The organism is Streptomyces sp. NPDC048825 (assembly GCF_043198355.1).
GTDB classification, from domain to species: domain Bacteria; phylum Actinomycetota; class Actinomycetes; order Streptomycetales; family Streptomycetaceae; genus Streptomyces; species Streptomyces xiangluensis.
The window spans coordinates 17,238-36,860 of sequence record NZ_JBICUR010000006.1; the positions used below are offsets into that span (position 1 = coordinate 17,238).

Here is a 19,623-nt window from a genome sequence, read left to right on the forward strand (position 1 = left end):
CGATCTCCTCTAGCCACAACCAAAATGCTACCACTCTTGACGGTGCCTCAGGCCCAGGTCTGGATGCTGCGCTGCTCCGCAGCGCACTCGCGAATTCGATTCCCCCACCGGCTGAAGCCGGCGGTCCCCTCGAAAGGAAACTGATGGCCGACTCCCGCGAGCACACCCTCACCGGCACCAGGGGCAGCATCACCGCCCGCGAGTGGCCACGGGAGCGGCCGCGGTATGTCGCGCTCCTGGTCCATGGCTACGGGGAGCACATCGGCCGGTACGAGTATGTGGCGGACGTACTGAACGGGCATGGCGCCGCGGTCTTCGGGCCGGACCACATGGGTCACGGGAAGTCGGCGGGCGAGCCGGTGCTGATCGAGGACTTCGAGGACGTGGTGACCGACGTCCATGCGGTGGAGCGGCTGGCTCGCGCCGCGCACCCCGGCGTGCCCGTCGTGCTGATCGGCCACTCCATGGGCGGGCTCATCGCGGCGCGCTACGCACAGCGGTACGGCGGCGGTCTGGCCGCGCTCGTGCTGTCCGGGCCGGTGATCGGTGACTGGCGCGTTCCCCGGCAGCTGCTGGCGCACGACCCGATCCCCGAGGTCCCCATCGACCCGGCGACGCTTTCGCACGACTCGGCGGTGGGCGATGCGTACGCGGCGGATCCCCTCGTCTGGCACGGCCCGTTCAAGCGCCCGACGCTGGAAGCCTTCGTCCGCACGCTGGAGACCGTCTCCAAGAGCGGCGGCGTCGGCCCACTCCCGCTGCTGTGGCTGCACGGCGACGAGGACCGCATCGTGCCGCTGCCGGCCAGCCGCGCGGGTGTCGAGGAACTGCGCGGAGCCGACTGGACCGAGCGCGTCTACCCGGGCGCACAGCACGAGGTGTTCAACGAGACGGACAAGGCCGCGGTCCTCGCGGACGTGACCGGCTTCGTGGACCGCGTGCTCGGGAGCTGACCGGACGGTCGATTCGGGAAACGGACCGGACCGCGTACCCGGGAAACGGCGAGCTGACCGGACCGCGTACTCGGGAAACGGGGACCTGAAAGGCGTGTGTTTCCGCAGATCCGCCTTGGGCACTCGCGCCCGCATGGAGTGGTTGCTCAGAGCAGCCTGCGCGGATGAGGATCCCGAACTGTTCTTCCCCGTGGGCACGACCGGCCCGGCCCTGCAGGATGTCGAGGCCGCCAAGGAGGTCTGCGCCCGCTGCCCGGTGTCCTACCAGTGCCTGTCCTGGGCGCTCGAAACCGGACAGACCTCGGGTGTGTGGGGCGGGATGTGTGAGGAGGAACGCGCAGGGCTGCTTCGTCTTGTCCGACGTCAGACCACAAGCGCCGAAGCCACGAGCCGCGAGACCAGAAGCCGCGAAACCACAAGGAGAAACGCGTCATGACTGTGGTGAAGAGCACCCTTCCCGACCCTGCACGTCAGGTGGTCGCGGACGCCCTGCAGGGCACTCTGGTGGACCTGCTGGGGCTGTCACTCATCGGCAAACAGGTCCACTGGAATGTCGTGGGCCCCCGGTTCCGCACGATTCACTTCCAGCTCGACGAGGTCGTCGCCACGGCACGTTCGTACGCCGACACCGTGGCCGAACGCGCCGCGGCACTCGGCATCCCGCCCGACGGGCGGCCGGAGACCATCGCCGCGACCTGCGCCCACCAGAGCCCGAAGGAAGGCTGGGTGCAGGACACCGAGGTCGTCGGCCTGCTCATCGAGTCCCTGGACACGACCATCGGGCAGCTTCGGGAGCGGATCAACGCGACGGACGAAGCCGACCCCGTGAGCCAGGACCTGCTGATCTCGCTCACGGCCGAACTCGAGAAGCACCGCTGGATGTTCCAGGCCGAGGACTGGCCACGCGACTGACCACCGCCCAGTGCATGGCCGCATACGAGCGTACGAACGGAAGGGGTACGCAATGGCCGACGCCCTAGAACTCGACGTGCTGTGGGACGAGTTCCACCGTGTGGTGAACATGACTTCGCAGGAACTGGCCGCCTGGCTGAAGGTCAGTGACGCCGACGAGGAGACCGAACCGCTGCCGGAGCACGCGGGTTCGCCCACCGGTCAGCATGTCCTGGCCATCCTCCAGAAGCGTCGCACGGACCTCACCGAGGACGACATCAGTGTCATGTACGAGGTCGTGGACACGGTCGAGGCCGAGACGGACCCCTCGCTGGAGCCCACGGCGGGGGAAGCCGCGGCCCAGGAGACCGAGCGCCGTCACCGGCTGATGACGCTCGGCCACGACCCGCTCAGGCCGTAGTCGTGGCCAGACGAACAGACCGGGACAGCCGGGTCCTCGAGACGCTGATCGCCGAACACGGCCGTACGTTCGCCGAGGAGGCGGGCATCAAGCTGCGGAACACGCCGCAGCCGCTGTACCGCACGCTGGTCATGGCCTGTCTCCTCAGCGCGCGGATCCGCGGCTCCGTCGCCCTCGCGGCCACCCGCGCCCTGTACGAGGCGGGGATGCGCGATCCGCGCCGGATGGCCGACGCGAGCTGGCAGCAGCGGGTCGACGCGCTGGGCGAGGGCGGCTATCGGCGCTACGACGAGCGCACGGCGACGATGCTCGGTGAGGGCGCCGAGCTGCTGCTGGAGCGTTGGGGCGGCGATCTGCGGCGTATGCGGGACGAGGCGGACGGCGATCTCGACGAACTCCGTTCTCTGCTGCGTGAGGTACCGGCTCTCGGTCCGGCCGGCGTGGACATCTTCCTGCGGGAGGTGCAGCTGGTCTGGCCCGAGGCCGCGCCCTGCCTCGACGCGAAGGCGCTCCAGGGCGCGGAGCGGCTCGGGCTGCCCAAGGAGCCGGACCACTTGGTGAAGCTCGCCGGTCACAACGAACCGGCCGTGCTGGCAGCCGCGTTGGTGCGCGCCGCGCTCGACAAGAAGGTCGTGGAGGACGTTCTGCGGCGCGCGGAGGAACGCGCGAAGGACGAGGACTGAAAGCCTCGAAGGCCGGGCGGGCAACGGGTTTCCGGGGTCCGCTCAACGGCGCCACATTGCTCGCACACCGCGACGGCAGACGAGCTGCGGCGGGCGGCGTCACGCTCGTGGCCCGCTCACACGCCGAAGTGGCCCGTTTCTTCAAGGGACTCGAGGTGGTGGAACCTGGCATCGTCTTACTGCCCGTGTGGCATCCCGAGCTCGGGATGGGCGACGACGTCCAGGGGGCTGCCCCGGTCCCGCTGTACGCGGGCGTGGGCATCAAGTCCTGAGCTCAGCCGTTCCTGACGAACGCAACCGCACCGTCAACGCAGCAGCCACCCGCCGTCGACGCTCAGGTCGACCCCGTTGACCGACCGGTTGCCGAGCAGGAAGTCCACCGCGTCCACCACGTCCCGCATGGTGGCCAGCCGCCCCGTGGGCGTCCTGGCGACCAGGGCGTCGAGCGGCTTGCCCGACCAGAAGGGGCTGTCGCCGACGACCCCGGGGTGCACGGCGTTGACGCGGATCGGGGCGAGCTCGGTGGCGAGGGTGCGCACGAGGCCGGTGACGCCCGCGTTGACGGTGGCCACCGTGGTCGCGCCCGGGTAGGGCCGCTCCTTGGCCTGTCCGCCGAACAGCACGATGGCGCTGTCGTCGTGCAGCCTGGGCCGCAGGGTGTGCACGACCTCCGTGTAGCCGACGAGCTTGAGCGTGACCAGGCGGGTGGCTGCGTCGATGTCGTACTCGGTGACGCTGTTGTGGTCACGGGAGATCCCGACGAGGACGAGGTGGTCGACGCGCCCGACATCGGTCAGCGCCGCGGCGATCTCGTGCGGCCGGGCCAGGTCGAGGGCGAGGCCGAGGGTGGCGCCGGTCTCCTTGGCGACGGTGGCGGCCCGGCCGGCGTCGCGCCCGGTGAGTACGACCTCGTCGCCGCTCGCCGCGCGGTGCCGGGCGAACTCCCGGCCGATCCCGGACGTACCGCCGATGACGACCACGCTGCTCATGGCTTCTCTCCCAAGGTCGCGCGTAGATAGTCCCAGTCCCTGGTGAACCGGTAGGAGTGCCGCGACGGCGGTTGCGGCGCCTGTGTCTCCAGCCAACGCACCGGTCCCGTACCGGCGTTGGCGAAGCTGTGCACGCAACCGGCGCCCGCCCAGGCGGCGTCGCCCACGCCGAGCCGGTGGCGTTCGCCGTCGAAGGTGGCGTCCACGGTGCCCTCGACGATCAGATAGGTCTCCTCGAAGGGGTGGTCGTGCCCGCCCACGGCGCCTTCGGCCGCGTACTGCACCATGAACATCGTCGAGGCCACCGCGCCCAGGTCGCCGTCCACCATCATCTTCACGGTGATGCCGCTGTAGACGAGCAGCGCGGTCCGCATGCTCGCCGACACCGCGAGCAGTTCCTGGGACTGCTTGCCGGGGTCCATCTGGACGGCCTCGAAGTGGCCGAACGAGCGGGTGCGCGGATCGCGTACGTCGATCCGGACCGGCTCACGCGCCGGCAGGACGGGGAGCGCGGGTACCGCCTGGGTGTCGTACCCATAGCGTGCCCGCGGCACCGGCGCGAGCATGTCCGCCCAGCGCGCGACGGTGTCCCCGGCACCGCGCCAGGCGTGCGGCACGCCCGTCGGGAGCAGTCCGTAGTCGCCTTCTTCGAGCAGGTACGCGCCCTCCGGCACATCGAGGATGACCCTTCCCGACAGCACGTGGAAGGACTCCTCGTACGCGTGCACGTGCGCGCCGATCGCTCCGTCGGGGGTCAGCTCGCAGACGCCGAAACCGGTGTGCACGGCGCCGTCCGCCTCGTCGACGACCGTCCGCCGCCGGAATCCCGTGCTGCTGTATGGCAGTCGAGGCGGGGCGGCGAACGTGGCGTCCGCCGCCCGCCGTACCACGAAGTGGGTCATGTCTGCCGCCACCTCCGCGTCAACTCCCTTATGCCGACTGCGTCTTGCGGACCTCGACCGCCGCGGCGAGGCGGTCGCGGGATTCCTCGACCAGGCGCCGTGCCCGCGCGGTGTCGGCGAGCAGCTTGCCGTCGCGCTTGCGGACCGTGCCGTCGACGATGACCGTGTCGACGTTGGACACGTCCGCGCACAGGGTCACAGCGGCGACCGGGTCGATGAGGGGCGCGATGTTGAGGGCCGTCGCGTCGATGGCGACGATGTCGGCGCGTTTGCCGGGGGTCAGTGAGCCGGTGCGCTGCTCGAGTCCCGCGACATGTGCGCCGTTGACGGTGGCGATCTCCAGCATCTGACGTGCGGTCAGCATCGTTGCGGGGACGGGTGTGTCGGCCTGCCAGCACTCGGCGTTCACCCGTGCGCGCTCGCCGCCGAAGGCCGCGCGGATCTGGGTGAACATGTCGCCGGGCACGGTGGTGACCACGTCGATGCTCAGGCTCGGCCGCAGCCCGTACTCGATCGCCTTCATGACGGGCGGCCAACCGTGCCCCATCTGCTGCTCCACCTGCGGCGCGATGGAGACCGTGCCGCCGCTGTCGGCGACCATCCGCCACTCCTCCTCGCTGAAGTAGCAGCAGTGGATGTAGGTGGTGTCGGAGCCGAGCAACCCGAGGTCGTGCAGCTGCTTGACCATCCCGAAGCGGCCGGCCAGCCGGCCCATGCCGACGTGCACGGTGATCGGGATGTCCAGTTCGCGCGCGAGGCGCCACTCGGCCTCGACGACGTCGTTGATGCAGAAACCCGGGCCGCGGGTGGCGAGCGCCATGGTCAGCAGGCCGTCGTCCGAGGCGAAGTGAAGCTCCCTGATCCGTCGTACGTCGTCGGCCGGAATGGCGATCTTGCTGTCGAACCAGTAGTCGGCGAGCGAGGTGTTGGCGCTGCCGTACGCGTACTGGGCGCGGATCCCGCTCTCGCTCAGCGCCCGCACGGCGGCGTCGGGATGCTCGGGTGTGTTGTTGATGTGCGACCAGTCGACGAGCGTGGTGATCCCGGCGTTCAGGCACTCGAGGGAGCCCGCGAGGTTGCCCGCGTACACGTCCTCGGGGCCGTAGACGGGTGCGAAGGTGTCGAGGACTTCGACGAAGTAGTCGTCGAGCGTGGCATTGGGCGCGCAGCCGCGGATCGGCGCCTCCCAGGTGTGGCGGTGGGTGTCGACGAAGCCCGGCACGACGATGCGGCCGGTCATGTCGAGGACTTCGGCGTCGACTTCGGCGTCTATCCGCGGCTCGACCGCCGCGATCTTCCCGTCCTCGATCAGTACATCGCCCTCGGGCAGGTCCCCGATGCCGGGGTCCATCGAGATCACGTGGCCCGAACGCAGAAGCATCCGACTGGTCATCGCCCTTCCTCCCATGCTGTGTTCAGTACGCGGCGAGCCGCCGGACCGCCGTCACGACCTTGTCGACGGTGGGGATGACCTGCTCTTCGAGCGCGTCCGCGAAGGGCAGCGGCACGCACTCGGCCGCGACCCGGCGTACGGGCGCGTCGAGGAGGCCGAATCCCTCATCGGCGACGACCGATACGAGGGTGCCGCCCCATCCGCCCTGGTAGGGGTTCTCCTCGACGGTCACGAGCCGCGAGGTCTTCGCAAGGGAACCGAGCACCGTCCGCGTGTCCAGCGGCACCAGGCAGCGCAGATCGATCACCTCGGCGTCGATGTCCTCCTCGGCCAGCCGTTCGGCGGCCGTCAGCGCCACGGGCACCATCGAGGCGAGGGCGACGAGCGTGACGTCGGCGCCTTCGCGTACGACGGCGGCCTGCCCCAGCTCGACGATGTGGTCCGGTGGCGCTGGCGGCCCCTTGGCCGCGAACAGTCCCTTGTGCTCGAAGAAGACCACCGGGTCGTCACTGCGGATGGCGGCGGCCATCATGCCGATCACGTCGGCGGGCGTGGCGGGCGCCGCGATCTTCAGTCCGGGGACGGTGAACGCCCAGTTCTCGGTCGCCTGGGAGTGCTGGGCGCCGAAGCCGAGACCGCCGCCGTTGGCGGTGCGGACGACGAGCGGCACGGTGACCTGACCGCCCGTCATGTACCGGACCTTGGGTATCTCGTTGGCGAGGTAGTCCCAGCAACAGGCGAGGAAGTCGGAGAACATGATCTCCGCGACGGGCCGCATCCCGGTCATCGCGGCGCCCATCGCCGCCCCGACGATGGCCTGTTCGGAGATCGGCGTGTCCCACACCCGCTCGGGCCCGAACTCCTTGTGCAGCCCGACGGTCGTCTTGAACACCCCGCCCGCCGCGCCGATGTCCTCCCCCAGGCAGACGACCGCGGGATCGCGCCGCATCTCGCGTGCGATGCCCTCGGCGACCGCCTCACGGTAGGTGATCACGTCCGCCACGCCACACCTCCGTCGGCCCATACGTCGGTCAGCGCCTCCCGCGGATCGGCCGCGGGCGCCTGCTTCGCTGCCTCGACTGCCTGCTGCACGAGGTCGGTTGCGCGAGCGTCGGCCTCCGTGACCGCTTCCTCGGGCACGCCCAGTTCGGCGAGCCGCCCGCGGGCGAGATCCAGCGGGTCGTGCTTCAGCCAGCGCTCCACCTCCTCGGCCGGCCGGTAGGTGGCCGGGTCGGAGCGGCTGTGGCCGAAGTGCCGGTAGGTCTGCGCCTCCAGCAGGCTGGGCCCGTCTCCCGCACGGGCCCGGTCCGCCAGCCGTCCCACCGCCTCGTGGACGAGGACCACGTCGTTGCCGTCGACGATCTCGCCGGGGATGCCGTACGCGGGCGCACGGTCCGCCGCGGGGTTCGCCACCGCGGTGACGTCGGCAATCGGCGTGTACTCCATATAGAGGTTGTTCTCGCAGATGAAGAGCACGGGCAGTTTCCATACGGCGGCCAGGTTCAGCGACTCGTGGAAGGCGCCGATGTTGGTCGCGCCGTCGCCGAAGAACGCCACGGCGATCTGTCCGGTGCCGCGTAGCCGGGCCGACCAGGCGGCGCCGACCGCCATGGGCAGGTGGGCGCCGACGATGGCGTACGAGCCGAGCATGTTGCGCGACGCCTTGGTGAGGTGCATCGAGCCGCCCTTGGCCTTGCACAGGCCGGTGGCGCGGCTCATCAGTTCGGCGAGGCATTCCTCGGGGGTGGCGCCGCGGGCCAGTGCGTGGTGGTGGCCGCGGTAGGTAGCGAACACGTAGTCGTCGTCGCGGAGGGCCGCGCTCGCGCCGACCGCGATCGCCTCGTGGCCGGAGGCGAGGTGGGTGGTGCCCTTGACGAGGCCGGCCAGGAACAGATCGTGGGCGGCCTTCTCCGTACGCCGGATCACGGCCATCTGCTCGTAGAGCGCGAGGAGTTGACCCGCATTCGTCGAAGCCGCGCCTGTCATGACCCGCCCCTGCCCTCGGGAGTGTTGAGGTGGGACTGGGCCTCACGCCGGGTGTTGAGTGCGCCGCCGACCGTCCAGTACTTGCGGCCCGCCACGAGCAGTTCCTCCGCGGGGAACTTGGTGATCACCTCGCAGCCGTCGGCGGTGACGACGACCTCCTCCTCGATCCGCGCCGCCGACCAGCCGTCGGCGGCCGGCCAGTACGTCTCCAGCGCGAACACCATGCCCTCTTCGAGGACTTCGGGATGGTCGAGCGAGACGAGGCGGCTGAAGATGGGCTTCTCCCAGATGGACAGGCCCACCCCGTGCCCGTACTGCAGGGCGAATGCGGCCGTCTCGTCGGGGAAGCCGAACTCCTCGGCGCGCGGCCAGACCTGGACGATGTCGGCGGTGGTGGCGCCCGGCCGGACCAGGGCGATGGCCTCGTCCATGTAGGCGCGGCAGCGGACGTACGCGTCGCGCTGTGCGGCGGAGGCGCTGCCGACGGCGAACGTGCGGTAGTAGCAGGTGCGGTAGCCGAGGTGGCTGTGCAGGATGTCGAAGAAGGCGGGGTCGCCGGGGCGGATCAGGCGGTCGCTGTAGACGTGCGGGTGGGGTGAACAGCGCTCTCCCGAGATGGCGTTGACGCCTTCGACGTACTCGCTGCCCAGGTCGTAGAGGACCTTGCTGACGAGTCCGACGCACTCGTTCTCACGCACTCCAGGGCGTAGATAGCCGTACAGCTCCTCGTACGCCGCGTCGACCATCGAGCAGGCCTGGGTGAGCAGGGAGATCTCGTCGCCGGTCTTGATGCGGCGGGCCTCCAGGAAGACCTGCTGGCCGTCGACGACGTCGATGCCCTCCTCCTTGAGGGCGTGCAGTACGGGCATCTCGGCCAGGTCGACGCCCAACGGCTCGCCCGCCAGGCCGTGTTCGCGCAGCATCTGGGCGATCTTGGCGGCGACGTCCTCGGCGATCCCCGCGTCCGGATGGAAGGCGCCCCGCAGGGTGGAGATGCCGGCGCGGGCTCCGGTGGGCGGGCCGGCCTTGCCGTCGCTGTAGTCGAGCCAGGGGTTGTAGAGCTGGTGGTGGCGGGCTGCGGAGCCGAAGTCCCAGACGACCGGTTCGCCGCCGCGGACGAGCAGCGCGAAACGGATCAGCTTGTCCATCGCCCAGGTACCGATATGGGTGGACGACATATAGCGGATGTTGGAGAAGTCGAAGCTGAGCAGGGCGCCCAGCTCGGAACGGTTCAGCGCGGCGTTCAGCCGGGCAAGGCGCTCCCTGCGCAGCCGATCGAGGTCGACGCGCTCTTCCCAGTCGACGGCGTTGGGACCGAACGTACGGATCGCCATGGCGAACCTCCCCTTCGAGTGAACGACCGCCCGAGGAGAGTGTCAAGGCATACTGAACACGAACCAGACGCCGACGGCCGGTTCGTCGCCGTCGTTGCGATAGCGGTGCGGCGTCGTGGACTCGAAGGAGACCGCGTCGCCCGGGCGGAGCGTGTACTCCTCGAAGCCGAGGGTGAGCACCAGCTCGCCGGAGATCAGGTAGCCGTACTCCGTGCCCGGGTGCCGCATCAGCCCGCCCGTGCCGGAGGAGGCGCCGCCGGGCCGGTAGGTCACCAGCAGGAAGTCGACGTCCGTGCCCGGAACATGGCCCAGCCGCTCCCATACGACGCCCGAGTCGAGCTCCAGCACCTCCCGCTCTTCGGCCCTGACCAGCGGCCCGATCCGGTGACCCGGGTCGGCGGCGAAGGCGGCGAGCGCGTGCAGGACAGTGCCGGGCGGACCGGCGACGGGCGATGCGGGAGCCGGCACCGGCGCGGTCTCCTCCCCGTCGAGGCCGTCGAAGCCGTCGAAAAGCGACTCGACGGGGATGGAGAGCGCGGTGGTGATCGCGTACAGCGTGCTGACCGACGGCTGGCTCTTCCCGGTCTCGATCTGAGAGATCAGGCTCGCGGACACGCCGATCTCCCGCGCCAGACCGCGCAGGCTCATGCCCCGCGCGGTGCGCGCCTGCCGGATGCGCGCACCGACGGGCGGCACGACCACTGGGGACACGGACGGCTCCTCTCGCGGGCATCGTTCGTTCTCATTGAACAGTTCCTATTGAACAGCGGGATCGAGCCGATCGGAGGGCCTGGCCGAGAACTATCGAATCTGTCCTACGACCAGGGCCCGGCGTTTGCCTCGGATATCCGGTCGATCTTCCGGTTGATCATGTGATGCCAAGCAGAACCCCTGGAACTGGGGCGCCGGCATGGCCGCCCTGTGGCGTACCAACACCGACATCATCTTCCACGGCCAGTCGCCGTCGTGGGACAGCATGCTCGCCAACTTCGACACGAACGTGCACCCTTCGGCCCAGCACACCGGCTACTACAACGACCCGGACATGCTCATGGTCGGCCTGGATGGCTTCACCGCCGCCCAGAACCGCAGCCATATGAACCTGTGGGCCATCTCGGGCGCCCCGCTCCTGGCCGGCAACAACATGGCCACGATGAGCACGCAGACGCGTGACATCCTCACCAACCCCGAGGTCATCGCGGTCGACCAGGACCCGCGCGGCCTCCAGGGCGTCAAGGTCGCCGAGGACACCACCGGACTGCAGGTTTACGGCAAGGTCCTGTCCGGCACCGGCAAGCGGGCCGTCGTCCTGCTCAACCGCACCTCCAGCGCGCAGAACATGACCGTCCGCTGGTCCGACCTCGGCCTGACAGGCGCCTCCGCCACGGTCCGCCTCTGGACGCGCTCCAACGTGGGCAGCTTCGGCACCAGCTACACCGTCTCCGTCCCCGCCAAGGACTCCGTGATGCTCACGGTCACCGGCGGCACCGAGGCCGCGAGCTCCACCGAGTTGGCGGGCCGGGCCCGGGCCGACATGGCGATCATGTCGCTTGACCTCACCGGCAAGGGCCAGGCCCGCTGAACCATGCGCTGGAAGACCGCGCTGAACTCCTTCGACATCACCTTCGACGACCGCCTGTCGGCGGTCCGTCACCAACCCCGACTACGCCAGTTACAGCATCACTTGATCAACCGGACATCCGAGGCAAACGCCGGAGCCCTGGTCCTACGACGCGCTGGGCGTCCAGTCGCCCAGCCAGTCACCGATCTCCTGGTCGGCGGCCTGGGCATCGGTCAGCTGGGGCCGGTCACCACTCGCGGAGCCGGAGCCGGGGCCGGTGTTCTTGTACTCGGCGAACCGGTCGTCCTTCCACGAGAAGCCGCTCATGTCGGTCCACGGAGCGGACTTGATCGCGCTGCTCAGGGACGTGTTACGGACCGTGGTCTGCGGATCGAGAGCGGCGTCACCACCCGCGTGCCAGGGGCGTCCCAGGTGGAAGCTGGAGGCGGACACATCGCCGTTGACGGTGCTGTTGGCGATCAGGATGCCCTTGCGCCCTGCGGCCGTGCTGGGCGCCGTGACGTACCCCGCCGAGTCGCCGTTCCACCGCTTCTTCAGCGTGATCACCGACTTGTTGATCACCGCGCTGGCCCGGCCGAAGATGAAGTCGACGTTCCCGACGATGTAGGAGTTGTTGACGTAGACCCGGCCGAGCTTGTCCTTGGCAGCCGTGTCCAGCAGCAGTGTGTCCTGGTCGCCGGTGACGATGACCCCGTCGAGGAAGACCTTGTCGGCGTTGGTGCGCAGGGCGACGGCCTGGTGTCCGTTCAGGCTCTGGTTCTTCGCCTCGTCGAAGTCGTTGGAGATGGTGAGGTTACGGGCCTGGAAGTTGTCGGCCTCGACGGCGACGGTCGCGCTGCCGCTGGTGCCGTAGTTCCCCGAACCGTCCGGCTTCGGCGTCCCCGCGGCGTTGTTGAAGACGATCACGGTGTCCTTGCGGCTGGCTCCCGTGCCCTGGAACGTCACATGCGGCTTGTCGCGCGGGACCTTGACCAGCTCGCGGTAGGTGCCGGGCTTGATGGAGATGACGACCCGTGAAGTGTTGTTCGTCGGTACGGCGTTGACGGCGGCCTGGACGCTGCTGAACTGCCCGCTGCCGTCCTTGGCGACGGTGAGCGTGGTCGCGGCGGCGTTCGCCTTCGTGCTCGCACTCGCCGTCGTACCGATGGAAGTCCGGGGCCCCGCACCGGACTTGAGGAGCGCCGGGACGTCGGCCGCCTTGTCGAGGGTGTACTTGTAGAAGCTCTTCGGGTCGAAGGCTGTGCCACCGCTCTCGTTACGGCCGCTGGTGCCGGTGAAGACATTGCCGCGCTGGACCACCGCCGCGGTGCTGTCCTTGGTGACGGGGTTCTTGAGCCCTTCGAAGACGCTGTTCTCCAGCACCATCTTCGTCTTGCCGCGCGCGTAGTTGCCGTAGGACGTGGTGATGTCCGTGTTCGGCACGTCCTGCAGGTAGTTGTTGTAGAGGTGCGCGTGGGCCACGTTGTCCGTGGAGGGGTTGCGCTGCTCGGTCTCGCGGAACCAGTTGTGGTGGATCGTGAGGTCGGCCGTGGTGTTCTCGGTCCAGCCGATGCCGAACGTCTTGTTGTTGTCGCTCAGCTTGTTCCAGGACACCGTCACGTTGGTGGTGTCCTTGCGGCTGTCGATCAGACCGTCGGCCATGTGCCGCAAGTCGTTGTGGTCGATCCAGACGTGGTGCGCGCCGTCCATCTGGATGGCGTCGAAGTCGTGATCCTTGTCGTTCCACTCACCGGCGTACGAGTCCCGGATCGTCAGGTTCCGGATGATGACGTTGTGCACGCCCTGGCCCAGGAAAAAGCCGCCGCCGACGATCTGCCCGGAGGTGCCCGAGCCGACGATCGTCTTGTCCGAGGCGACCTTGATCTCCGTGCCCTTGGGGTCCATGTTGATCGAGCCGGCCACGACGATGACGTACGGCTCCTTGGCCGTCGCGTACTTCTCCAGATCGGCCAGGGTCTTCACGGTGACGGTCTTGCCGTCCCGACCGCCGTAAGTGCCGTTCTGCCCCTGCGAGTTGACCGACGCGAAGCCGTCGGCGACGTCATCGGCCCACGCCGGGGCCGCGGTCGCCGCCGAGGCGCTGCGCTGTGCGTCCTGGCCGAACACACCCAGATCCGTGCCGTACGCCATACCGGCCGCCGCGGCCACCGCCACCGGGATCCCGATCGACAGACCGACCCTGCGCCTGCGGTGCCGCGCCTTCTGCTGCTTCGCTTCCATTAATCCAACCGCCCTGGTGACATGAAGTCGTGCATTGCCGCAAGGCAGTTGCCGCTCCGGGCGAAAGGGTTGCCGCATTTCTCGCCGCGAAATTATGGGCCCGGCGGAGGGCGTCAGCGCGCTGTCGGCGCACCGTGGGAAACTCGGCGTGTGATCATCGAACGGGCGTATGCACACGTGTCCACGTACGAGGATGACAAGTGGCCCTGGTCCGTGCCCTGCGTTCGTGGGCTTCTCGCGGACGGTCTGCGGTTCACCGCTCCGGTGACCTTCCTGGTCGGGGAGAACGGTTCGGGCAAGTCGACACTGGTCGAGGCCTTGGCGGAGGGCTTCGGACTGGACTCCTGGGGCGGCTCGCACGACTGGCGGTATGCGAGCCGTCGCGGCAAGTCGGTGCTGGGTGAGCGGATCCGGTTCGACGCGGCGCCGGGCGGACGGCGCATGCTGGGCAGTTGGTCCGCCCGCAAGGGGTTCTTTCTGCGGGCGGAGACGGCGATGGACGCACTGCACCGGGAAGGGTTCGCACCGGATTCCGTCAGCCACGGCGAGGGCTTTCTGGCAGCGTTCCGGGGGAAGTTCCTCCAGCCCGGGCTGTATGTGATGGACGAGCCGGAGGCGGCGCTGTCGTTCTCGTCCTGCCTCGAACTGCTCGGCCATATCGATCAGTTGACGCAGCAGGGCGGCCAGGTCATCTGCGCCACCCACTCTCCGCTGCTGACGGCGCTGCCCGGTGCGGACATCGTCGAGGTCGGCGAGCACGGCATGCACCGGGTTCAGTGGCGCGAACTCGCCCTGGTCGACCACTGGCGCCGCTATCTCGCCGACCCGCACGCCTATCTACGGCATGTCCTCGACTGACCGGCAGTCAGCAGCCTCCACCCAGAACCGTTCCAACACGGCAGCCGCGGTACCGGGGTCCTCCAACATCCACCAATGGCCCACTCCCTCGAGCCTCTCGGTGCGGGCACCGAGGCGGGCAGCCATCTCGTCGGAGGCTGCAGCGTCGTCGAAGGGGTCGAGCAGGGCCTGGAGCACCAGCCCCGGTGCGGAGGCAGGGCCGGAGAGCCGGGCTGCCGCGTGGGCATACGGGTTGGGCGTCGCCGAGCGGTAGAGGGCCAGGATGCACACGGCCATGGTGGCGTCCAGCCTCTCCCCCAAGGCCTCCGCTTCCTCGGCGGGCACACCGGCCCCCTTGAGCTGCGCCGCGGGGCTCTCCGGGCTTCCCGGAGCGGCCTCGACCGCGGCCTTCGCCCACTGTTCCCCAGCTCCCGGCGTCTGCCAGAGCTGGGCGATCTCGTGCCAGACGTAGTCCGGGTGCAGGATGCCGGCCACGTCCATGGCCCAACTCCGCACGGGAACAGCGGAGTTCGCGGCCACCCGAGCCACGAACAGTGCGCCCCAGTCGTGCCCGACCAGGTCGACCGGTCCGTCGACCTCCCGTAACGCCCGCTCCAGCCACTGGCTGTACTCGTCCATGGTCGCGCCGAAACCGTCGGGAACCGGCACACCGAACCCGGGCAGGTCCAAGGCGATCGAGTCGGTCGAGAGGCGAGCCCGGAGCCGGTCCCACAACTGACCGGTCTCGGGAACACCATGTACGAACACTGCGGTCATTTCGAGACACCTCTCCCCCGGTCCACCGTCCCGTACGGGGACCACAACGCCACACCGTAGGCGCATGCATGCGGCCGCGACCGCCATACGTGGGGGACGGCCGGATGAGCACCGTACAAAGTCCGCCCTGGACATGTAATCTAGGCGCTGGACTAAGAGTCCAGATCCAATCATCCAGACCCTGGAGCACGCGATGTCGAGCGACACCGACGAGCAGGATGCGATCATCGCCGCGCTGACCCCCGTCGTCGACGGCATCGCAGCGACGCTCGGCTCGTTCTGCGAGGTGGTCGTGCACGACTTCCGGCGCCCGGAGAAATCCGTGGTCGCCATCGCGGGCTCGGTCACCGGGCGCGCGGTCGGCGGGTCGATGAGCGAGATCGGGATGGGCATCCTCGCCCGTGGTGACGAGGCGAGCGACGAGCTGAACTACCTCACCCGCACCCGGACGGGGAAGATCGTCAAGTCGTCGACGATGGTCCTGCGCGACTCCGCCGGCACGGTGTTCGGCGCCCTGTGCGTCAATCTCGACATCACGGCCGTCAACCAGGCCCACGCCCTGATCGGCGAGATCGCGGGGGTCGCCGCCGGACCGGCCGCGGTACCGACCACGACGTTCGGCAACGACATCGGTTCCGTGGTGGACGCCATCGTCGACAGCCATCAGCTGCGGCAGAACAAGACCTGGTCCGAACTCGACCGCGCCGACCGACTCGAGTTGTTCCGCAGCCTGGACGAGCGCGGCGTCTTCGCCGTACGACGCGCGGTCGAGCAGGTCGCCGCCCGGCTCGGCATCTCCCGCGCCTCCGCCTACAACTACCTGTCCGATGCCAGGGCGACGCTCCACGCCTCCACGAGAGACGGCACCGCGCCCGGCACCACCCACCCCGACGGAGCCCAGCCATGACGCACACTCCCCCGGTCACCCTCGACGACGTCCGCGACGCGGCCGCGCAGATCAAGGGCGTGGCCCACCGCACCCCCGTACTGCGTTCGCGCACCCTGGACGCGCTCGTCGGCGCCCAGGTCTTCCTGAAGTGCGAGAACTTCCAGCGCATCGGCGCGTTCAAGTTCCGCGGCGCCTACAACACCGCCTCCCGCCTGTCACCGGAGCAGCTGGCCAAGGGCATCGCCGCCTACTCCTCGGGCAACCACGCCCAGGCCGTCGCCCTCGCCGCACGGGAACTGGGCACCACCGCGGTGATCCTCATGCCCGAGGACACCCCGCAGTCGAAGATGGACGCCACCGCGGGTTACGGCGCGGAGATCGTCACGTACGACCGCTACACCGGTAACCGCGTCGCCATCGGCGAGGCCCTCGCCGCCGACCGCGGCCTTGCGCTCATCCCGCCGTACGAGCATCCGCATGTGATCGCGGGACAGGGCACCGCGGCCCTCGAACTGATCGAGGAGGCCGGGGAGTTGGACGCCCTGGTCGCGCCGGTCGGCGGTGGCGGGCTGATCGCGGGCAGTGCCACCGCGGCCAAGGGCCTGCTCAGCGGGATCCGGGTGATCGGCATCGAGCCGGAGGCCGGAGACGACACCAAGCGGTCCCTCGAGGCCGGCCGGCGCGTCTCCATCCCGGTGCCGCGCACGATCGCCGACGGGCAGGCAGCGGACATCCCCGGCGAGCTGACGTTCTCCGTCAACCAGCGTCTGGTCGACGACATCTTCCTGGTCACCGACGACGAGATCCGCGACGCGATGCGTTTCGCCTTCGAGCGACTGAAGATCATCGTCGAGCCCAGCGGCGCCACCGCACTGGCCGCCCTGCTGGCCGGTCACGTCGAGCGACTCCCCTCCCGCGTCGGCGTGATCATCTCCGGTGGCAACATCGACGTCCGGCGCTTCGCAGAACTGTGCGGGAGCGCAAGCTGAGCGGCGGAAAGTATGATCAGCGAATGTCTGACATGACCGAAACCACGCCCGGCTGGCTGAGTCCCGACGAACTCGAGTATGCGCGCGACCGCATGCCGATCCTGTACGTCGAGGCCGTACCCGTGAGAGTCGACGACAGCGGCGAGGTCACGAGCATCGGGCTCCTGCTGCGCATCGGGTCGGACGGAACGGTCAGCCGCAACCTCGTCTCCGGCCGCGTACTGCACCACGAACGCGTCCGGGACGCCCTGCTGCGCCACCTGGAGAAGGACCTCGGCCCGATGGCACTGCCCCAGGTGCCGGCCTCCCTGCAGCCCTTCACGGTCGCCGAGTACTTCCCGACGCAGGGGATCACACCGTTCCACGACCCCCGCCAGCACGCGGTCGCGCTCGCCTACATCGTCCCGGTGACCGGCGACTGCCGTCCCCGCCAGGACGCTCTGGACCTGGTCTGGTTCAGCCCGCAGGAAGCCTCTGAGGCACTGGTCCTGAGCGAGATGCCGGGCGGGCAGGGAGTCCTCCTCAGGCAGGCCCTCGCGCATGTCGGCTGCCTGTCCTGAAGGACCCCGTGACGCTCACGGGGACGCCGAGGTCGCCGTCCTCCCCGGCCGGGTGAGGTGGGAGAACTCGACGGCGTCCAGGTTCTCGCGGAGCTCCGGTGGGGTGCCGGTCATCTCCATGCGCTCCGGCGCAGCACGTACACCCGGTTCGCGATGTCCAGCACCTTGCGTACATGCTGCTCGACCAGCAGCGCCCCGAGGCCCCGGTCGGCCGACGCTTCGCGCACCGCGCGAGCAGGCGCTCGATCACCAACAGGGCGAGCCCGAGCGACAGTTCGTCGGCGAGGAGCAGCCGCGGCGACCGGCACAGGGCGCGCGCCAGTGAGAGCATCAGCTGCTCGCCGCCGGAGGCCATGCCCGCACCGGCCCTGAGCCGATTCCCGAGTTCGCGGCAGAGCTCCAGCAGCACCGTCCCGTCGGGCATCGGTACACGCAGGTCCCGATGGCCGACGCCGTCCCTGCTGAGCGGGGGCCGAAGGTGCAGCAATCGCTGGACGAGGCGGCTGCCCCGTCCGGCCCGCTTCGCCGTCGGCAGCCGGCGGCAGCAGGCGGCTTCGTGCGCTCCCGGAGCGCGCGCGGCTAGACGGGCTCTGGCGTCACGCCTCGCCCTGTCGCTCCGTGGTAGTGACCGGGTGGGGCCCGGTGAGTGTCGAGAGGATGGCGGGCGGCCCCTGGACGGCGGTGCGCTGCATGTGGTGCAGCACGCTGCGGATGCCGCCGAGTTCCTCGCCGCCGCCCGCCCGGCCGGGGCCGCCGTGCACGGTGTGCGGGAGCGGCGAGCCGTGGCCGGTGGACTCCCCGGCGTCGGTGCGGTCGAGGAGCAGCAGGCGACCGTGCCAGGGGGCGGCCCCGAGTACGGCCTCGCGGGCGAAGCCGGGGTCGTGGGTGACGACCGAGCCGACGAGGCTGCCCTCGCCGCGTGCGGCCAGCGCGACCGCGTGGGCGGCGGTCCCGTCGTACGGCAGGAGGGTGGTGACGGGACCGAACGCCTCGACCTCGTGCGGCTCGGCCCGGTCGGGGTCGTCGCAGCGCAGCAGCAGCGGCGGGAGGAAGGCGCCGCGTTCCCGGTCACCGTCCAGGACTTCGAACCGGTCGGGGTCGCCGTGGACGAGGCGGGCCGCCGCCGTGAGCGCCTTGAGCGCGCGCAGCACCTCCTCCCGCTGCCCGAGTCCTGCCAGCGGGCCCATGGTGACCGAGAGATCGGCGGGATTGCCGACACGCAGGTCGGCCAGCTCGGCGCAGACCGCTTCCTGTACGTCGTCGATGAGGCCGGCGGGCACCAGAGCGCGGCGGATCGCGGTGCACTTCTGCCCGGCCTTGACGGTCATTTCCGTGACCAGGGTCTGCGTGAACAGGTCGAACTCGGGGGTGCCGGGGGTGGCGTCGGGCCCCAGGACCGCGCAGTTCAGCGAGTCGGCCTCGGCGTTGAAGCGGACGGCGCGGCCGGCGACGACCGGATGGCTGCGCAGGGTGTGGGCGGTCGAGGCGGACCCGGTGACGCTGAGCACGTCCTGTCCCGTGAGCGCGTCGAGGATGCCGTCCGGCGGGGCGCAGATCAGCTGGACGGCACCTTCGGGGAGGATGCCGGACTCGATGATGCGGCGGAACACCAGCTCCGTCAGGTAGGCCGTCTGGCCCGCGGGTTTCACCACGGACGGCAGGCCCGCCAGCAGAGCCGGCGCGAGCTTTTCCAGCATGCCCCACACGGGGAAGTTGAACGCGTTGATCTGCACGGCCGCGCCCTGCCGCGGCACATGGACGTGGCGTATCGCGAAGGTGCCCTGTTTGCCGATCGGTTCCATGTCGCCGTCGGGCAGGACATGCCCGTCGGGCAGCTCTTTGATGCCCTTGCTGCCGTAGACGAAGAGCACCGCGATTCCGCCGTCGACGTCGAGCGCGGAGTCGCGGCGGGTCGCTCCGGTGCGGGTGGACAGTGCGTGGAACTCGTCCGTGTGCGCGGCCAGGTGCTTGCCCAACGACTTGATCAGGCCGGCGCGCTGGTGGAAGGTCAGCTCGCGCAGTGCCGGGCCGCCCACCTCCCGCGCGTGGCGCAATACCGCCGCGGCGTCGACGGCTCGCTCCGAGAGCCGGGCCACCTCGGCGCCGGTCGCCGCGTCCCGCAGGGGACGCCCCTCGTCGGGTGCCTCATACCAGTCACCGACGAGGTAGCTGTGCAGTTTCGCGGCCACGGCGGGTCCACCTTTCGTGCTCTCAGGG

Annotated in this window: 20 protein-coding genes and 1 pseudogene; 11 read left to right on the top strand and 10 right to left on the bottom strand. The window is 69.7% G+C overall.

Annotation, left to right across the window (positions count from 1 at the left end; genetic code table 11):
• Positions 1-143: 143 nt before the first annotated feature.
• The 6 genes from ACGFNK_RS16400 to ACGFNK_RS16425 all read left to right on the top strand — a co-directional run bounded on the left by ACGFNK_RS16400 (position 144) and on the right by ACGFNK_RS16425 (position 3,220).
• Complete coding sequence (locus ACGFNK_RS16400; protein ID WP_393416339.1) at positions 144-953, top strand: alpha/beta hydrolase; 810 nt, start codon at positions 144-146, stop codon at positions 951-953.
• A gap of 133 nt (positions 954-1,086) precedes the next feature.
• Positions 1,087-1,389 carry a WhiB family transcriptional regulator gene (locus ACGFNK_RS16405; RefSeq protein WP_393416341.1) on the top strand — a complete coding sequence of 101 codons (303 nt, stop codon included), beginning with the start codon at positions 1,087-1,089 and terminating at the stop codon, positions 1,387-1,389.
• Positions 1,386-1,865: a Dps family protein gene (locus ACGFNK_RS16410; RefSeq protein WP_393416343.1), complete on the top strand. Its 480-nt coding sequence runs from the start codon at positions 1,386-1,388 to the stop codon at positions 1,863-1,865. The genes ACGFNK_RS16405 and ACGFNK_RS16410 overlap by 4 nt, the downstream gene beginning before the upstream one ends.
• Before the next feature lie 52 nt (positions 1,866-1,917).
• The gene (locus tag ACGFNK_RS16415) at positions 1,918-2,265 is read left to right on the top strand and encodes a DUF3140 domain-containing protein (RefSeq protein WP_386336077.1); all 348 of its coding nucleotides are present in this window, start codon (positions 1,918-1,920) and stop codon (positions 2,263-2,265) included.
• Between the two features lie 2 nt (positions 2,266-2,267).
• Positions 2,268-2,948, top strand: a complete 681-nt coding sequence (locus ACGFNK_RS16420; RefSeq protein ID WP_393416345.1) for an endonuclease — start codon at positions 2,268-2,270, stop codon at positions 2,946-2,948.
• A 56-nt stretch (positions 2,949-3,004) separates the two neighbouring features.
• Positions 3,005-3,220, top strand: a complete 216-nt coding sequence (locus ACGFNK_RS16425) for an SAM-dependent methyltransferase (protein WP_393416347.1) — start codon at positions 3,005-3,007, stop codon at positions 3,218-3,220.
• A gap of 33 nt (positions 3,221-3,253) precedes the next feature.
• On the opposite strand, the gene ACGFNK_RS16430 is transcribed toward ACGFNK_RS16425, so the two are convergent.
• The 7 genes from ACGFNK_RS16430 to ACGFNK_RS16460 are packed head-to-tail and all read right to left on the bottom strand — an operon-like array spanning position 3,254 to position 10,263.
• Positions 3,254-3,937, bottom strand: a complete 684-nt coding sequence (locus ACGFNK_RS16430; RefSeq protein WP_393416349.1) for an SDR family NAD(P)-dependent oxidoreductase — start codon at positions 3,935-3,937, stop codon at positions 3,254-3,256.
• Positions 3,934-4,839, bottom strand: coding sequence for a cupin domain-containing protein (locus tag ACGFNK_RS16435; protein WP_393416351.1), 906 nt, complete (start codon positions 4,837-4,839; stop codon positions 3,934-3,936). The genes ACGFNK_RS16430 and ACGFNK_RS16435 overlap by 4 nt, the downstream gene beginning before the upstream one ends.
• A gap of 28 nt (positions 4,840-4,867) precedes the next feature.
• Positions 4,868-6,232, bottom strand: a complete 1,365-nt coding sequence (locus ACGFNK_RS16440; RefSeq protein WP_393416353.1) for an amidohydrolase family protein — start codon at positions 6,230-6,232, stop codon at positions 4,868-4,870.
• A 22-nt stretch (positions 6,233-6,254) separates the two neighbouring features.
• Positions 6,255-7,235, bottom strand: coding sequence for an alpha-ketoacid dehydrogenase subunit beta (locus ACGFNK_RS16445; protein ID WP_393416355.1), 981 nt, complete (start codon positions 7,233-7,235; stop codon positions 6,255-6,257).
• Complete coding sequence (locus ACGFNK_RS16450) at positions 7,223-8,218, bottom strand: thiamine pyrophosphate-dependent dehydrogenase E1 component subunit alpha (protein ID WP_393416357.1); 996 nt, start codon at positions 8,216-8,218, stop codon at positions 7,223-7,225. The genes ACGFNK_RS16445 and ACGFNK_RS16450 overlap by 13 nt, the downstream gene beginning before the upstream one ends.
• Positions 8,215-9,552, bottom strand: a complete 1,338-nt coding sequence (locus tag ACGFNK_RS16455) for a M24 family metallopeptidase (RefSeq protein WP_393416359.1) — start codon at positions 9,550-9,552, stop codon at positions 8,215-8,217. Before ACGFNK_RS16455 ends, ACGFNK_RS16450 begins: the two co-directional genes overlap by 4 nt.
• Before the next feature lie 42 nt (positions 9,553-9,594).
• Complete coding sequence (locus ACGFNK_RS16460) at positions 9,595-10,263, bottom strand: helix-turn-helix domain-containing protein (protein ID WP_393416361.1); 669 nt, start codon at positions 10,261-10,263, stop codon at positions 9,595-9,597.
• 172 nt (positions 10,264-10,435) lie between these two features.
• On the opposite strand from ACGFNK_RS16460, the pseudogene ACGFNK_RS16465 reads away from it, so the two are divergent.
• Positions 10,436-11,059, top strand: a pseudogene (locus ACGFNK_RS16465) (alpha-galactosidase); the annotation flags it as partial.
• A gap of 219 nt (positions 11,060-11,278) precedes the next feature.
• On the opposite strand, the gene ACGFNK_RS16470 reads toward ACGFNK_RS16465, so the two are convergent.
• Positions 11,279-13,354, bottom strand: coding sequence for a pectinesterase family protein (locus ACGFNK_RS16470; RefSeq protein WP_393416363.1), 2,076 nt, complete (start codon positions 13,352-13,354; stop codon positions 11,279-11,281).
• A 150-nt stretch (positions 13,355-13,504) separates the two neighbouring features.
• Between ACGFNK_RS16470 and ACGFNK_RS16475 the strand changes: the two genes are divergently transcribed.
• The gene (locus tag ACGFNK_RS16475) at positions 13,505-14,212 is read left to right on the top strand and encodes an AAA family ATPase (RefSeq protein ID WP_393416365.1); all 708 of its coding nucleotides are present in this window, start codon (positions 13,505-13,507) and stop codon (positions 14,210-14,212) included.
• Here ACGFNK_RS16475 and ACGFNK_RS16480 read toward each other — a convergent pair.
• Positions 14,192-14,968: an alpha/beta fold hydrolase gene (locus tag ACGFNK_RS16480; RefSeq protein WP_393416367.1), complete on the bottom strand. Its 777-nt coding sequence runs from the start codon at positions 14,966-14,968 to the stop codon at positions 14,192-14,194. The genes ACGFNK_RS16475 and ACGFNK_RS16480 overlap by 21 nt on opposite strands.
• Positions 14,969-15,161: 193 nt before the next feature.
• Here ACGFNK_RS16480 and ACGFNK_RS16485 point away from each other — a divergent pair, with 193 nt between their 5' ends.
• Genes ACGFNK_RS16485 through ACGFNK_RS16495 form a run of 3 tightly spaced genes read left to right on the top strand, consistent with a single transcriptional unit; the run spans position 15,162 to position 17,406 of the window.
• Positions 15,162-15,875, top strand: coding sequence for a transcriptional regulator (locus ACGFNK_RS16485; protein ID WP_393416369.1), 714 nt, complete (start codon positions 15,162-15,164; stop codon positions 15,873-15,875).
• Positions 15,872-16,846, top strand: a complete 975-nt coding sequence (locus ACGFNK_RS16490) for a threo-3-hydroxy-L-aspartate ammonia-lyase (RefSeq protein ID WP_393416371.1) — start codon at positions 15,872-15,874, stop codon at positions 16,844-16,846. Before ACGFNK_RS16485 ends, ACGFNK_RS16490 begins: the two co-directional genes overlap by 4 nt.
• A 32-nt stretch (positions 16,847-16,878) precedes the next feature.
• Entirely contained in the window at positions 16,879-17,406 is a 528-nt protein-coding gene (locus ACGFNK_RS16495) for an NUDIX hydrolase family protein (protein ID WP_386336203.1), read from the top strand.
• A 596-nt stretch (positions 17,407-18,002) separates the two neighbouring features.
• Here the strand turns inward: ACGFNK_RS16495 and paaZ are convergent.
• Positions 18,003-19,595 carry a phenylacetic acid degradation bifunctional protein PaaZ gene (gene paaZ / locus ACGFNK_RS16500; protein ID WP_393416373.1) on the bottom strand — a complete coding sequence of 531 codons (1,593 nt, stop codon included), beginning with the start codon at positions 19,593-19,595 and terminating at the stop codon, positions 18,003-18,005.
• Positions 19,596-19,623: the final 28 nt, after the last annotated feature.